This is a genomic window from Pseudonocardia sp. NPDC049154 (genome assembly GCF_040648315.1).
Taxonomy (GTDB): domain Bacteria; phylum Actinomycetota; class Actinomycetes; order Mycobacteriales; family Pseudonocardiaceae; genus Pseudonocardia.
The window spans coordinates 24,130-37,899 of record NZ_JBEZDN010000023.1 but is presented as its reverse complement, the minus strand read 5'-3'; the positions used below and the strand labels follow the sequence as shown (position 1 = coordinate 37,899).

Below are 13,770 nucleotides of genomic sequence, written 5' to 3'. Positions count from 1 at the left end.
CCCGCCGCCTCCCGCCCTACCCCGCCCCCACCAACCGGAGGGCGAACTCGGTCTGCTGCCACACGACCTCGTTCTCGCTGAGCTCGCCCTCCTCGCGGTACCAGGTGGCGAGGCCCATACCGAGGTCGAGGATCGCGTAGGAGGCCAGGCGGACCGAGGGGACGCGGAAGCGCCCGGCCGCGACCCCCTCCTCCACCAGCCGCCGGAAGGAGCGCTCGTACTCGGCCCGCTTGCCGAGCACCGTCCCGCGGTGCGGCTCGACGAGGCTGCGCATCTCGCTCGCGCCGACGAAGGCCTCGCGCCGGTGCCGGGCGTGGAAGCGGACGTGCGCGTCGACGGCCCGGCGCAGCCGCTCGACCGGGTCCGCGGTGCCCGCGAGTGCCACGCGCTGCAGCTCCAGCAGGCCGTCCATGGTGGTCGTCATCAGCTCGACCAGCAGGTCCTGCTTCGACGCGACGTGCTTGTAGAGGCTCGGCCCGCGGATGCCCACGGCCGCGCCGATCTCTGCCATCGTGGTGCCCTCGTAGCCGCGGGCGGCGAACAGCTCGAGCGCGGCCGCGCGGATCGCGGTACCCGTGGCCCCGGTACCCAATGCCCACCCCCTCGCGGCTAACGAGTGATAGCCGCGACCGTGACAGTACCCGTCGTCGTATGGTCCGATGGCTAGCAGTCGTTAGCCGATCGATCCGAGGAGGCACCGTGGCCGTGCAGGGACTCGACCTGCCGAAGCTCCAGGCGTACGTCGAGGAGCACGTCCCGGGCACCGGCCCGCTGTCCGCCGAGCTGCTGCACGGTGGCCGCTCCAACCTCACGTACCGGCTGACCGACGGCACGCAGACCTGGGTGCTGCGCCGGCCGCCGCTGGGTGGGCTCACGCCGTCGGCGCACGACATGAAGCGCGAGTACACGGTCGTCGCGGCGCTGTACGGGCACGGCGTGCCGGTCGCGAAGCCGATCGTGCAGTGCGAGGACGACTCGGTGATCGGGGCGCCGTTCGCGGTCGTCGAGTTCGTGGACGGGCGGGTGATCCGGACCCGGGACGAGCTCGACGCCCTCACGGACGGCGAGGTGCACGACTGCGCCTTCGCGCTGATCGACGCCCTGGCCGCCCTGCACGCCGTCGACCCCGCGTCGGTGGGGCTGGAGAAGTTCGGGAAGGCGCAGGGCTACCTCGGCCGGCAGGTCCGGCGCTGGTACGACCAGTGGACGCGCGTGCAGACCCGTCCGCTGCCCGACGTCGAGACCCTGCACGAGCGGCTCGCGGCGATCACGCCGGAGGAGTCCGCCGCGTCGATCGTGCACGGCGACTTCCGCATCGACAACGCGATCCTCGGGCCGTCCGACGTCACCGAGGTGCGCGCGCTCGTCGACTGGGAGATGTCCACGCTCGGCGACCCGCTGTCGGACCTCGCCCTGCACATCGCCTACTCCGACCCGGTGTTCGACCCGGTGCTCGCGGGCGGCGCGGCCGCCACCTCGACCCGCATGCCCCCGGCCGACGACCTGGTGGCCCGGTACGCCGAGACGTCGGGCCGCACCATCGCCGACTGGCCCTTCTACCTGGCCCTCGGCTACTTCAAGGCCGCGGTGATCGCCGAGGGCATCCACGCGCGGTTCGTGGCCGGGAAGACCGTCGGCGAGGGCTTCGAGACGGTCGGGGGTGCGGTCGAGCCCCTCGCCGCCGCCGGGGTCCGGGCGCTGGGGAACTAGGCCGTGTCTCCCAACCCGCCACCACCGCTCCCGGCGCCCACGCCGTCCCCGCCGGCGTTGCCGGGCCGGCCACCCGAATACGCCCGGTATGAGGGCGACCCGGCTGCCTTGTCGGGAACAACGTGGATCACCGGGCCCGGCGACGCCAGGTTGAGAGACGCGGCTTAGGAACCGGAGCCGGGGAACTAGAGCGCCACCCGGCGCCGGTACAGCAGCAGGGTGTCGCGGCCGAAGGACCAGAGCAGCGCGGTGAGGGCGGCGGCCACGAGCACGACGGCCGCCGCCACCGGCAGGATCCCCGCCGCGGCCACCACGAGCACGATCCCCTGGACCGCGGCCACGGCCTTCGCGGAGAACCGGGCCGGGAGGCTGCCGGTGAGCCACGGCAGCATCCAGCCCGCGGCGACGAACGCGTACCGCAGCCCGCCGATGACCAGCACCCACGGCCCGGTCACGGCGGCGACCTGCACGCTCAGCACGAGCACCAGGAAGGCGTCGGTCTCCATGTCGAACCGAGCGCCCAGCTCGCTCACGGTCCCGGTGCGCCGGGCCACCCGCCCGTCGACGAAGTCGAGCGCCAGCGCGACCGAGGCCAGCGCCACGAGCGGGACCAGCGCGGGCTGCCCCGACACGAGCCCGTCGACGATGAGCGCCGTCACCCCGCCGATCAGCACCGCGCGGCCGAGCGTGACCAGGTCCGCGGGGCCCAGGGCCTCCGTCCGGGCGCGGCGGGCCGCCCCGGCGAGCAGCGCGTGCAGCCCGGCCGCGTAGCCGACGCCGGCCAGCCACCCGGCAGGGCCCAGGCCGGCCGCGGTCGTGAGCGCGCCGAGCAGCACGAGCTGGAGGACGGCCGCGGCGGCCTGCTGCCGGTCGAGCGGCAGGGCCGTGCCGGGGGACGTCGTCAGGGGGCTCTGCAGGTACACACTCCCTACACGGACGGGTGGCGGCGACGGTTCAACGGAGTTCGACGGAGGCGCGGATGGAGTGGGACGCGAGGTGGAGTACCCCGGGATCGCCGGTGTGCGCCCCGGACTGGCTGGCCTTGCGGGAGCCGGCCGACGCCGAGGCCCGGGCCCTCGATCTCGTCGAGCCACTGTCCGCGCTGGAGCCACCGCTCGTGGTCCGCGACCTCGGGTGCGGCAGCGGGTCGATGGGCCGCTGGCTCGCCCCGCGGCTGCCCCGCCCGCAGCGCTGGTACCTGCACGACCGCGACCCGCGGCTGCTGGCGATCGCGGCGGAGAGCGTCCCCGGCGAGCCGGTCCAGGGGGAGCTGGCCGAGCTCACCGATCTCGCCGGTACCTCGCTGGTGACCTGCTCGGCCCTGCTCGACGTGCTCACCGCCGACGAGGTGCACCGGCTCGCCCGGGCGTGCATCGAGGCCGGCGCCGCGGCGCTGTTCACCCTGTCCGTGACGGGCGGCGCCCGGCTGACCCCGGCCGAGCCGCTGGACACTGCGCTCGCCGCCGCGTTCGACGCCCACCAGCGCCGGGCCGTCGACGGCCGCCGGCTGCTCGGGCCCGACGCGGGCGCGGTGGCGGCCGAGGCCTTCCGCGCCCTCGGCGCCACGGTGACCACCCGGCCGAGCCCCTGGCGGCTCGGCCCGGCACACCCGGAGCTGACCGAGGAGTGGCTACGCGGCTGGATCGCGGCCGCATGCGAGCAGCAGCCCGCACTCGCGCCCGACGTGGGCCCCTACCTGCGCCGACGGCTCGCTGCCCTCGCGGCGGGCGAGCTCCGCGCCGAGGTCGGGCACGTCGACGTCCTGGCGCTGCCCGCTACCTGAACGTGTCGAGGAACCGGTCGCGGAAGGCGTCCATCCGCCACACGGGCGCGTCGGGCGCCGGCGTCAACCCGGGCTGCCACTGCCACCCGGCGACCTTGTCGAGCACGGTCTTGTCCTTGGTGACCACCGAGATCGGGACGTCGTGGTTCGGGCTGCCGCCGGTGATGATCGGTGCGGCCTGGTGGTCGCCGAGCACGATCAACACGAGGTTGTCGTTCCCGTAGTTCTTCACCCAGGACACCAGCGCGTCGAGCGAGTACTGGATCGTCCGCCGGTAGCTGTCGCGCACCCGCGCGGGGTCGCTCCAGACGACGTCCGGCGGGTCCGCCGCGCGGACCTCGTCGTCGTACACGCTGCCGTCGCCCAGGGAGTTCCAGTCCCGCATGGTCGGCACGGGGGTCCACGGCACGTGGCTGGAGGTCAGCGTGACCTCGCTCATCAGCGGCCCGCGGCCGGGCACCCCGTACTCGAGCTGCTGGAACTTCGACAACGCGAACTGGTCCGGCATCGGGGACCAGCTGTAGTTCAGCCCGCGGTAGCCGAGGGCGTGGACGTCGTAGTGCCGGTCGACGCCGTAGAAGCCGCCCTCGGGCCAGGCCTCGGCGGTCCCGGGCATCACGTCGGCCGTGCGCCAGTCCCCCTGCTGGAAGGCCTTGGTCAGCGTGAGCCGGTCGCTGGAGGTGAGGCTGCGGTAGCGCTGCTGGTTGTCGATCCACAGCCCGGACAGGAAGGTCGCGTGGGCGAGCCAGCTGCCGCCGCCCGCGATCGGTGAGGTCAGCCAGCCGCTGCGGGACTCGAAGCCCGCGGCGGCGAGGTCCCGGTCGCCCTGCGCGAGGGTCTGCCCGACGCCCTGCGCGTACTGCGGGTCCTCCACGGCGCTGCGGCCGTAGCTCTCGACGTAGGCGACCACCACGTCCTTGCCCTTCAGCGCGGTGAGCAGCTGGTCGGGCGGGGTGTCGCGGAAGGCGTCGACCGCGGCCTGCCGGGCGAACTCCCGCTCGTCGGCGAGGCTGACCGGCACCTGCTTCGCCGTGGCCCACGCGAGGGAGGCGGCGCTGCGGGAGGCGAACGGGACCGGCGGCAGGAGCTGGGCGCCGAGCACCGCGCACACCACCCACGCCGCGGTGAGGACCGTGACCACCCGCGCGCTCAGCCGCCGGCGCTCGCCCAGGAGCCCGGCGAGCCGCCGCACCGCCAAGGCCATGAGCACCGGCACCGCGACGACCAACAGCCCGGCCCCGACCAGCGCCGCGATCCCACCGGCCCGGCCGAACGACTCGTTCAGGAAGTCGACGGCGTTGCCGAGCAGCACGCCGTCGAGCACGGGGTCGAAGGGCCGGACCAGCACGGAGCGGAAGCCCAGGTCGGTGATCCGCAGCAGGAGCAGCACACCGAGCAGCGCGCCGAGGACGAGCGCGACGGCCCGGCGGGCCCGGCCGCGCAGCACGAGCAGCAGGGCGGCGCCGGCGAGGCCCTCGACCGGGAGCCGCAGGAAGGCGAGGGGCTCGAGCTGCGCGACCTCCGCGGGTGTGGTGAGCGCGACCAGGACGAAGACCGCCGCGAGCACCGTCAGCAGTACCGACCCGATCCGACGGACCCGGCGCGGGCGGTCGTCGGACGCGGGCGGCGGCGCGGTCTCGGGTGGGCTCGTCACGGTCATGGGTGGTACTCCTCGGCACGGCGCGCGGCACCCCGAGCGGGCGCCGGCACCTGAGGACACGGCCCGCGGGGCGCCGCGGTTCAGAGGATCTCGACCTCGTCACCCACCCGGACCGTGACGCCCGGGGTCTCCGGCACGAGGTTCGTGCCGAACACGACCTTTCCGCCGGTCCGCCGGTGCCGGGCGAGCGTCGCCAGCGGCTCGCGGCCCTTCTCGGCCGTGTCGGGGTCGATCGTGGTGACCACGCAGCGGCCGCAGGGCTTGACCGCGCGGAACCGGGCCTCGCCGATCCGGAGCGCGGTCCAGCCGTCCTCGGCCCACGCCTCCGACCCGGCGACGACGACGTTGGGCCGGAACCGGACCATGGACACCGGGCCCTCGCCGGGGTTCGGCCCCGCGGCGATCAGCTCGTTCAGGGCCGCCAGCGAGCCGTCCGTGGTGAGCAGCAGCGGGAACCCGTCGGCGAAGGAGACGGTGTCGCCGGCGGCGCCGAAGTCCGGGTCGACGGGCCGGCGGCTCGGGTCGTCGAGGTGCACGAGCTGCAGCGGCCGGCCGAGGACCTCGGTGAGCCACGCGGCCGCCTCCTCACCGGCGAACGTGGCCTTGACCCGGTCCCGCCACACCACGACGTCGACCAGCGGGCCGCCGTCGGGCACCGGCACGGGCAGCGGGGCGACGCCCGGGCCCCGCACGGTGAGGCCCTCCCCGTCGGGCTCGGGGTGGACCAGCACGAGCCGGGGCAACGCCCGGGCGGTGACGAACGTGCCGTCGGGCTCGGTGACCATCCAGCGCCGGTCGCCGGCGAGCCCCCACGGTTCGACCCGGGCCTGCGCGACCTCGGCGCCCCGGCAGGACTTCACGGGATACCGGGCCAGCCGGCTCACGACGAGCGTCACCCGACCGAGCCTAATCACCCGCGACCCGGCACCAGGACACCGCACGACAGGGCCGTTCGTGCGAACGGCAGCGCCCGGATCGCTCCCGCCGAGGGGCAGGATCGGGTCCGTGCGTGTGTTCGTGGCCGTGGTGCCGCCGCCGGAGGCGGTCGCGGAGCTGGCGGCCGCCGTGGCCCCCGTGCGCCGGGACCTACGCGGGGTCCGGTGGACGAGCCCCGAGCAGTGGCACCTGACGCTGGCCTTCCTCGGCGAGGTCGACGAGGAGACGCTCGACGGGGTGCAGGCGGGCCTGGCCGCGGTCGCCGCCGGTGGCGCGCCCGTCGAGCTGGCGTTGTCCGGCGCCGGCCGGTTCGGCGAGCGGGTGCTGTGGACCGGGCTCGCGGGCGACACGGACGGGCTCGCCACCCTCGCGGCCGGGGTGGCCGCGGCCGTCCGCGCCGCCGGCGTCGCGCTGGAGGACCGGCCCTTCCGGGCCCACCACACGCTGGCCCGCGGGCGGGGCGGCGTGAGCGGGCTCGGGCAGGCCGTCCGGGCGCTGGCCGGGTTCGCCGGGCGGCCGTGGCGGGCCGAGGCGCTGCACCTGGTCCGCAGCCGGCCTGGCCCGGCCTACGACGACCTGGCGACCTGGCCGCTCAGCTCCCCGTGAGCCGCTCCACCACCGGCGCGAGCGCCTCCGCGAACGGCTCGCTCACGGCCAGGTAGCTCACGCCCAGCTCGGCGCGACGGCGGTCGAGCTCGGCGGCCATCTCGTCCGGCGTGCCGCGCAGCACCGCGAGCGTGTCCGGGTCGCGCAGCGCCTCCGCCGCCCCCGGGCCCGCCCACCGGACCGCCCAGTCCGGGATCTCGTCGCCCACCACGAAGACGTTCATGCCGATCTCGAGGTCGCGACCGCCGGCGCGGGCGCGCAGGTCCCCGGCCATCCGCTTGACCTCGGGCCGCGGGGTCGTGGGCTGCGCGGCCAGGGTGACGATGTCCGCCACCTCCGCGGCGAGGCCGAGGGCCCTCGGTCCGGACGCGGCCATCAGCACCGGGGTGCGGATCTCGCCGTCGAGCTCGCGCAGCGCCGCGATCGCCGCCCGGACCTGGGCCAGCCGCTCGGTCGCGGTGCCCCAGGGCATGCCGAGCGCCTCGGCCTCGGCGCGGGCCGCGGGCCGACCGGTGCCGATGCCGAGGTCGAACCGGCCGCCGGTCAGCGCGGTCATCGTGTGCGCCTCCCACGCGGTGGCGCGGGCGGTGCGCAGCGGCCCCGCCAGCACGAACGGGCAGACCCGCAGGCCGGGGGCCGCCGCGGCGGCCGTCGCGAGCGCGGGCAGCGGAGCGTGCAGGTGCAGGTTGTCCGGGGTGAGCAGGGTCGAGTAACCGAGGTCGGCGACGCGGCGGGCGCGGGCGGTCCAGGCCTCGCCCGGTCCCTGCGGCGCCGCGACGACCCCGAAGCGGAACGGCCGGCTCATCGGGCCGCCTCCGGGTTCCGGGTCGCCGGGAGGGCCACGGCGAACGCCACGAGCACGAGGACGCCCCCGAACCGCCCGACCGGGATGAGCGGGTAGAGCAGCTCCGTGATCAGCGCGAACGTGCTGAGCACGGCGAGGCCCCCGATCGCCAGCGCGGTCCACGCGAGCCAGCGCGGCACCAGCCGGCGGATCAGGGCCGGCACCGCCAGGCCGAGCAGCAGCAGGCCGAGCGGCGCCGCGAAGCCGATCCCGCCCGTCGCGAACCAGAGCCAGACCAGGGCACGGGCCAGCGCGGCGTCCCCCAGGCCGGCGGTCTGCGCGGCGACCCACCCGACCAACGCGCTGACGCCGAGCGAGCCCGCGGCCAGCACGGCGCCGGCGAAGCCCATGAGCGGGCCGGGCGCGGAGACGCCGAGCCGCTGCAGCCGCCGCACGGCCGTGGCGGCGTACACGACCAGCGGGAACGCCGAACCGAGCAGCAGGGCGGCCCCGACCGACAGCAGCGTGCCGTGCGCGGCGGTCCAGGCGAGCGTCGCCTCCGCGCCGGTCCCGGGCCGCGGGCCCGACGAGCCGAGCACGGCCCCCGCGACGGTGAGCCCGGCGAAGGCGAGCGCGGGCACGAGGAGTGGAGGCCCGCCCTGACGGTCGGGGCGGGTGCGGGCGGGCCGGGTGGCGGTCATGGTCATCGTTCCCCCTGTGATCCGTTACGGGAAAGAATCGTTCACTTGTGTACACGGTTTGTCAAGGGATACGGTTCTCCCGTGATCGACCCCAGCGGCCCCGGTTCCGCCTTCCTGCTGGCGCAGCTGGGCGCCTATGCCGCGGGCCGCTTCGCCGAACGGATCGCGGAGCTCGACCTGACCCCGCCGCAGACGGGCCTGCTGCGCGCGATCGCGGCCGAGCCGGGGCAGTCGCAGCAGGCCCTCGCGCGGCTGCTCGGCACGCCGCCCAGCCGGCTCGTCGCGCTGGTCGACGGGCTGGACGAGCGCGGCCTGGTGGAGCGCCGCCGCAATCCCGACGACCGACGCCTGCACGCCCTGCACCTCACGCAGGACGGGGAGGCCCTGCTGCGGCGGATCGCCGAGGTCGGCCGGGCGCACGACGACGCGATCTGCGGCCCGCTCGACGAGGCCGACCGGGCCCGGCTCCGCGACCTGCTGGCCAGGCTGGCCGACGCCCACGGGCTCACGCCGGGTGTCCACCCGGGATACCGGCGGTTGTAGACCTCCGGGCGATGCCGCCGGCGACGGGCGGTGACAGGGTGTCGGGCATGAGCGACACCCGGCCCGCGGCCGCGTCGGCCCAGGAGCGCGCCGATCGCGGCTTCTTCGGGCAGCCGTCCATGCTCTCCGCCCTCTTCGGGGTGGAGATGTGGGAGAGGTTCTCCTTCTACGGGATGCAGGGCATCCTGCTGATCTACCTGTACTACTCGGCCGAGCAGGGCGGGCTGGGGATCCCGGAGGCCACCGCCGCCGGCATCGTCGGGGCCTACGGCGGCCTGGTCTACCTGTCCACGATCGTCGGCACCTGGCTCGCCGACCGGGTGCTGGGCGCGGAACGGACCCTCTTCTACGCCGCGATCGTCGTCATGGCCGGGCACATCGCGCTCGCGGTGATCCCGGGGCTGGCCGGCGTCGGCGTCGGCCTGGTGCTGGTCGCCCTCGGCAGCGGCGGGGTGAAGGGCAACGCGACGGCCCTCGTCGGCACCCTCTACGCCCCGGACGACGAGCGGCGCGACGCCGGGTTCTCGCTGTTCTACCTGGGCATCAACCTCGGCGCACTGGTCGGGCCGCTGCTCACGGGGCTGCTGCAGTCCACGGCGGGCTTCCACCTGGGCTTCGGCCTCGCCGCGGTCGGCATGGCCGCCGGGCTGATCCAGTACGCGATCCGGCGCAAGAACCTGCCGGGCAAGGCGCACGAGGTCCCGTCGCCGCTGGGCGACCGGGAGCGCCTCCGCGCGATCGTGGTCGCGGGCGTCGGGGTCGTGGTGATCCTGGTGCTGGCCCTGACCGGCGTGCTCAGCGCCGACCGGCTCGACCTCGCGGTGATCGTCGTGACGTCCGCGGCGGCCGTCGGCTACTTCGCCCTGATGCTCGGCAGCCGGCGGGTGACCCCCGTCGAGCGGCACCGGGTGCTCGCGTTCATCCCGCTGTGGATCGCCAGCGCGGCCTTCTGGTCGCTCTACCAGCAGCAGTTCACGGTGGTGACGATCTACTCCGACCAGCGCCTCGACCGGAACCTGTTCGGCTGGGAGTTCCCGGTCGCCTGGGTCCAGTCGATCAACCCGATCTTCATCATCGTGCTGTCGGGGGTGTTCGCCGCCCTGTGGACGAAGCTCGGGTCGCGGCAGCCTCCCACGCCGGTGAAGTTCGGGCTCGGCGCGGCGATCATGGGCGTGGCGTTCCTGCTGTTCCTGCCGATGGCCGGCGGCGGCCCGAACAGCGCGCCGCTGCTGGGGCTGATCGGCATCCTGTTCGTGTTCACGATCGCCGAGCTGATGATCTCGCCGGTCGGGCTGTCGGTGTCGACGAAGCTCGCGCCGGAGGCCTTCCGGGCGCAGATGGTCGGGCTGTTCTTCCTGTCCGTGGCGCTCGGCAGCGCGCTCTCGGGGGCCCTGGCAGGCTTCTACAGCGAGGACTCCGAGCGGGCGTACTTCGGGGTGCTCGGGGCGGTCGCGATCGCGATCGGCGTGCTCGTCGTGCTGTCGACGCCGCTGCTCAAGCGGCTCATGGAGGGGGTCAGGTGACCGTCCGCTGGGGAATCGTCGGGCCGGGGCGCATCGCGCGGAAGGTGGCCGCGGACTTCGCCCACGTGCCCGACGCCGAGGTCGTGGCGGTCGCGTCGCGGTCGAAGGAGCGGGCGGCGGCGTTCGCGGCCGAGGTCGGCGCGGGCACCGTGCACGACACCTACCGCGGGATCGTCGAGGACCCCGACGTCGACGTCCTCTACATCGCCACCCCGCACCCGCTGCATCGCGCGGTGGCCCTCGCCGGGCTCCGGGCCGGCAAGGCGCTGCTGGTCGAGAAGGCCTTCACCGTGTCGCCCGAGGCGACCCGGGAGATCGCGGCGCTCGCGGCCGAGCGGGGCCTGTTCGTGATGGAGGCGATGTGGACGCGCTTCCAGCCCGCGATCGTGCGGATGCGGGAGCTCATCGCCGAGGGCGCGATCGGCGACGTCATGGCCGTGCAGGCCGACCTCGGCGCCCAGCAGCCCAGCAGCCCCGACGACCGCTTCTACAACCCCGCGCTCGGCGGCGGCGCCCTGTTCGACCTGTCCGTCTACCCGATCTCGTTCGCCCAGATGGTGCTCGGCAACCCGGAGAAGGTCACCGTGCACGGCTACATGGTCGAGGAGGGCGTCGACGTCGAGGAGGCGATCCTGCTCGGCTACCCCGAGGGCCGCAGCGCGACCCTCTTCGCCTCGCTGCGCTGCCAGTCGCCGGGGATGGCGCGGGTGGTGGGCACGGGCGGCTGGATCGAGGTGCCGCCGCGCTTCCACCACCCGTCCCGCCTGCTCGTGCACCGCAACGGCCACGAGCCGGAGGAGCTCCACCTCCCCGCCACCGGTGCCGGCTACTCGCACGAGATCGCCGAGGTCACCGAGGGGGTCAAGGCCGGGCTGGCCGAGAGCGCCGTGATGCCGCTGGCCGACACCGTGGCGGTGCAGGACATCATGGGCCAGGTCGCCGACCAGCTCGGCATGGCCGTGGCCGAGGGCCCCGCTGAGCTCGAGCAGTAGCCGACCTCGAGCAGAAGGTAGGGGCTCGAACACCAGTTCGATCCACAGGTGTGGATGAACCTGTGGACAACTCCGCGTGAGTGCCCATCTCCGCTCCGGTGACACGGCGGTCGGCGGGCAGCTGTACGGGTCGAGTATCGGGACGAACACGGCCGCCGCGACCGTGGCCGAGCTGATCGGCACCTTCGTCCTGGTCTACGGCGGGACGGCGGTCGCCGTCGCCGCCACCCTCGACCGGCCCGTCGCCGGACCGGTGTACAACTCGCTGGCCACCCCGCTCGCCTTCGGGCTGGCCCTGCTCGGGGTCGTGGCGTCGATCGGCCACGTGTCCGGCGCGCACGTCAACCCGGCCGTGACGATCGGGCTGGCGGCGACGGGTGCCTTCCCCTGGCGGCTCGTGCCGGCCTACGTGGTCGCGCAGATCGTCGGCGCGGTCCTCGGCTCCCTCGCGACCTGGCTGACCTTCGGCAACCCCGGGCGCGACGAGGCCGCCCTGGCCGCCACGGCACCGGCCGCCGGCGTCGGGGGTGGAACGACCTTCCTCGTCGAGCTGCTCGTGACCTTCGTGCTGGTGTTCGCGGTGGTCTCGGTCGCCACGGACGACCGCGTGCACTCGCGCCTCGCGCCGGTCGCGGTGGGTGCCGCCCTCGCCGTCGCAATCTCTTCATCGCGGGCCCGGTGACCGGCGGCTCGGTCAACCCGGCCCGGACCTGGGGCCCGCCCTCGTCGCGGGCGACTTCTCCGCGCTGTGGGCCTACGTGCTCGGCCCGATCGTCGGCGGTGTCCTGGCGGCGCTGCTGTACCACCGCTTCCTGGCCAAGGGCGACAAGCCCGCCTGAGATCGGGTCATCGGCGGCGGGTCCGGCGGGTGGCGGGCATGTCCATCCGGTCGCCGAGCATGGTCCGGCAGATCCGGACCGCGTGGGTGCGGAGGTGCTCGTCCTCGGCGGCCCGCAGGGCGATCTCGTCGAGCAGTGAGGCGAGGCCGAAGGCGTACTCCGGGTGCGTGAGGCCCGCGTAGCCGGCCTGGACGGCGTCGTGCCGCAGCCAGGCCGCGGCCCTGCCGATGATCTCCTGGTCCGCGCGCAGGGCGGCGTGACGGCGGCGCTCGTACGGATGCACCGGTTCCCCCGAGGGTCGTGCCGAACAACAAGGACGTGGCCCGGGGGAAGCGGACCGGTGACCCACTCTGCCCCGTCCGCCCGCCCCGGGCCATCCCCCGCTCGGTCACACCACGAGCAGTACGGCCGCCGCCACCGTGAGCAGTGTCCGCACGGCGTGCGCGCGGTTCCACGGCCGCTCGAAACGCTCCCAGGCCTCGTCGTCGGCCGTCGCCCGGTCGAGCGCGGTGTTCAGCGGGATGTTCACGGCGAACGTGATCGCGTGCACGCCCAGCACCGCGAGCACCGCGCCGGCGACGACGAGCCGGGAACCGGCGAGCGCCGCGAGGACCGCGGTGGCGACGGCGAGCAGTCCGGTCCCGGCGAACAGCAGGCCGAACACCGGGTTCACGATCGCCCGGTTGATCGCCTGCATCGCGCCCGCCGCCTCCGCGGCCGGCCGGCGGTGCAGGCCGGGCATCACCGCGACGGAGAAGGCCAGGAACAGCCCGCCCAGCAGGGCGGTCCCGATCGTCGTCAGGATGACGAGAACGGAGAGGATCATGCCGTCACCCCCAGCCCGTCGGCCCACGCCGCGACGGTCGTGGGCGTGGTCGCGTCGGCGGTCCGCCCGGACGACCGGACGAGCCCGGAGTCGAACGCGGAGTTCATCTCGACGTGCAGGGCGGCGACGTCCGGCGGCATCCCGACCTGCTCCAGCGCGGCGACCATGGCCTCCTCGGGCACCCGGACGTAGTCGAGCTCCGGCAGCCCGACGCGCGGGGCGAGGTCCGCGAGGGCCTCGGGCACGGTGAGATCGGCCGGGCCGAGCAGTTCGCGCACGCCGGTGCGGCTGCGGGTGAGCAGGGCGTCGGCGGCCGCGTCGCCGACGTCCCGGGTCGCGATCATCGGCAGCCGGGTGGCGGGGTCGATCGTGTCGGCGTGGACGCCCTCGGCGCGCATGGCGTCGAGGCCGTGGAGGAACGACTCGAAGAACAGCCCGGTTCGCAGGAACAGCACGTCGGCGTCGAGGGTGCGCAGCCGCTGCTCCTGGCGGTGCAGCGCGGTGAGGTAACCGGTGCCCGCGGGGACCTCGGCGCCCAGCGAGCTCAACGCCACGACGTACGGCACCCGGGCCGCGCGCAGCGCTGCGGTGACCGCCTCGCCGAGCCGGTCCTGCACGGCGTGGTAGCCCGGCGTGAACAGGTCGAACGGCAGCAGGACGTACGCCGCGTCCGCGCCGGTGAAGGCCCGGGTCAGGAAGTCGCGGTCGCCGGCGTCGCCCTGCCACGGCTCGGCCCCGGGCACGGCGCGGCCGGAGCGGGAGACCGCCCGGACCCGCTCGCCGGCCTCCGTGAGCCGCGCGGCGACCCGTCCGCCGGTGTTCCCCGTGGCGCCCAGAACGGTGATCATGTCGTGTCCCTTCCTCGGT

General features: G+C 75.0%; 17 protein-coding genes. 8 read left to right on the top strand and 9 right to left on the bottom strand.

The window, feature by feature from the left end; genetic code table 11:
• Positions 1-16: 16 nt before the first annotated feature.
• Positions 17-592: a TetR/AcrR family transcriptional regulator gene (locus tag AB0B41_RS14535; protein ID WP_358202961.1), complete on the bottom strand. Its 576-nt coding sequence runs from the start codon at positions 590-592 to the stop codon at positions 17-19.
• 107 nt (positions 593-699) lie between these two features.
• Between AB0B41_RS14535 and AB0B41_RS14530 the strand changes: the two genes are divergently transcribed.
• Positions 700-1,710, top strand: a complete 1,011-nt coding sequence (locus AB0B41_RS14530) for a phosphotransferase family protein (protein ID WP_358202959.1) — start codon at positions 700-702, stop codon at positions 1,708-1,710.
• Between the two features lie 185 nt (positions 1,711-1,895).
• Here the strand turns inward: AB0B41_RS14530 and AB0B41_RS14525 are convergent, their stop codons facing one another.
• Positions 1,896-2,633 carry a CDP-alcohol phosphatidyltransferase family protein gene (locus AB0B41_RS14525; protein WP_358202956.1) on the bottom strand — a complete coding sequence of 246 codons (738 nt, stop codon included), beginning with the start codon at positions 2,631-2,633 and terminating at the stop codon, positions 1,896-1,898.
• A 56-nt stretch (positions 2,634-2,689) separates the two neighbouring features.
• Here AB0B41_RS14525 and AB0B41_RS14520 point away from each other — a divergent pair, with 56 nt between their 5' ends.
• Complete coding sequence (locus AB0B41_RS14520) at positions 2,690-3,493, top strand: class I SAM-dependent methyltransferase (RefSeq protein ID WP_358202954.1); 804 nt, start codon at positions 2,690-2,692, stop codon at positions 3,491-3,493.
• Here the strand turns inward: AB0B41_RS14520 and AB0B41_RS14515 are convergent.
• Together AB0B41_RS14515 and AB0B41_RS14510 are read right to left on the bottom strand one after the other, a co-directional pair.
• Positions 3,486-5,153, bottom strand: coding sequence for a sulfatase (locus AB0B41_RS14515; protein ID WP_358202952.1), 1,668 nt, complete (start codon positions 5,151-5,153; stop codon positions 3,486-3,488). The two genes, AB0B41_RS14520 and AB0B41_RS14515, sit on opposite strands and share 8 nt — an antisense overlap.
• A gap of 80 nt (positions 5,154-5,233) precedes the next feature.
• A complete protein-coding gene (locus AB0B41_RS14510) occupies positions 5,234-6,049 on the bottom strand; it encodes an MOSC N-terminal beta barrel domain-containing protein (protein WP_358202950.1) in 816 nt (271 codons plus the stop codon).
• A 109-nt stretch (positions 6,050-6,158) separates the two neighbouring features.
• Here AB0B41_RS14510 and thpR point away from each other — a divergent pair, with 109 nt between their 5' ends.
• Positions 6,159-6,695, top strand: a complete 537-nt coding sequence (gene thpR, locus AB0B41_RS14505; protein ID WP_358202948.1) for an RNA 2',3'-cyclic phosphodiesterase — start codon at positions 6,159-6,161, stop codon at positions 6,693-6,695.
• Here thpR and AB0B41_RS14500 read toward each other — a convergent pair.
• Positions 6,682-7,500, bottom strand: a complete 819-nt coding sequence (locus tag AB0B41_RS14500) for an LLM class flavin-dependent oxidoreductase (RefSeq protein ID WP_358202946.1) — start codon at positions 7,498-7,500, stop codon at positions 6,682-6,684. The two genes, thpR and AB0B41_RS14500, sit on opposite strands and share 14 nt — an antisense overlap.
• Positions 7,497-8,186 carry a DUF4386 domain-containing protein gene (locus AB0B41_RS14495; protein ID WP_358202945.1) on the bottom strand — a complete coding sequence of 230 codons (690 nt, stop codon included), beginning with the start codon at positions 8,184-8,186 and terminating at the stop codon, positions 7,497-7,499. Before AB0B41_RS14495 ends, AB0B41_RS14500 begins: the two co-directional genes overlap by 4 nt.
• A 75-nt stretch (positions 8,187-8,261) precedes the next feature.
• On the opposite strand from AB0B41_RS14495, the gene AB0B41_RS14490 reads away from it, so the two are divergent.
• From AB0B41_RS14490 to AB0B41_RS14470, 5 genes are all read left to right on the top strand, one after another.
• Positions 8,262-8,723 carry a MarR family transcriptional regulator gene (locus AB0B41_RS14490; RefSeq protein ID WP_358202942.1) on the top strand — a complete coding sequence of 154 codons (462 nt, stop codon included), beginning with the start codon at positions 8,262-8,264 and terminating at the stop codon, positions 8,721-8,723.
• Between the two features lie 47 nt (positions 8,724-8,770).
• The gene (locus tag AB0B41_RS14485) at positions 8,771-10,246 is read left to right on the top strand and encodes a peptide MFS transporter (protein WP_358202940.1); all 1,476 of its coding nucleotides are present in this window, start codon (positions 8,771-8,773) and stop codon (positions 10,244-10,246) included.
• Positions 10,243-11,238 (top strand): Gfo/Idh/MocA family oxidoreductase, encoded by a 996-nt coding sequence (locus tag AB0B41_RS14480; protein WP_358202938.1) that lies wholly within the window; start codon positions 10,243-10,245, stop codon positions 11,236-11,238. Before AB0B41_RS14485 ends, AB0B41_RS14480 begins: the two co-directional genes overlap by 4 nt.
• Before the next feature lie 76 nt (positions 11,239-11,314).
• Complete coding sequence (locus tag AB0B41_RS14475) at positions 11,315-11,920, top strand: aquaporin (RefSeq protein WP_358202936.1); 606 nt, start codon at positions 11,315-11,317, stop codon at positions 11,918-11,920.
• The gene (locus AB0B41_RS14470) at positions 11,877-12,077 is read left to right on the top strand and encodes an aquaporin (RefSeq protein WP_358202934.1); all 201 of its coding nucleotides are present in this window, start codon (positions 11,877-11,879) and stop codon (positions 12,075-12,077) included. Before AB0B41_RS14475 ends, AB0B41_RS14470 begins: the two co-directional genes overlap by 44 nt.
• Positions 12,078-12,084: 7 nt before the next feature.
• On the opposite strand, the gene AB0B41_RS14465 is transcribed toward AB0B41_RS14470, so the two are convergent.
• The 3 genes from AB0B41_RS14465 to AB0B41_RS14455 form a co-directional block, all read right to left on the bottom strand.
• Entirely contained in the window at positions 12,085-12,360 is a 276-nt protein-coding gene (locus AB0B41_RS14465) for a hypothetical protein (protein ID WP_358202932.1), read from the bottom strand.
• A 105-nt stretch (positions 12,361-12,465) separates the two neighbouring features.
• Positions 12,466-12,903, bottom strand: a complete 438-nt coding sequence (locus AB0B41_RS14460) for an anthrone oxygenase family protein (RefSeq protein WP_358202930.1) — start codon at positions 12,901-12,903, stop codon at positions 12,466-12,468.
• Positions 12,900-13,751, bottom strand: coding sequence for an NAD(P)H-binding protein (locus AB0B41_RS14455; RefSeq protein ID WP_358202928.1), 852 nt, complete (start codon positions 13,749-13,751; stop codon positions 12,900-12,902). The genes AB0B41_RS14460 and AB0B41_RS14455 overlap by 4 nt, the downstream gene beginning before the upstream one ends.
• Positions 13,752-13,770 lie beyond the last annotated feature (19 nt).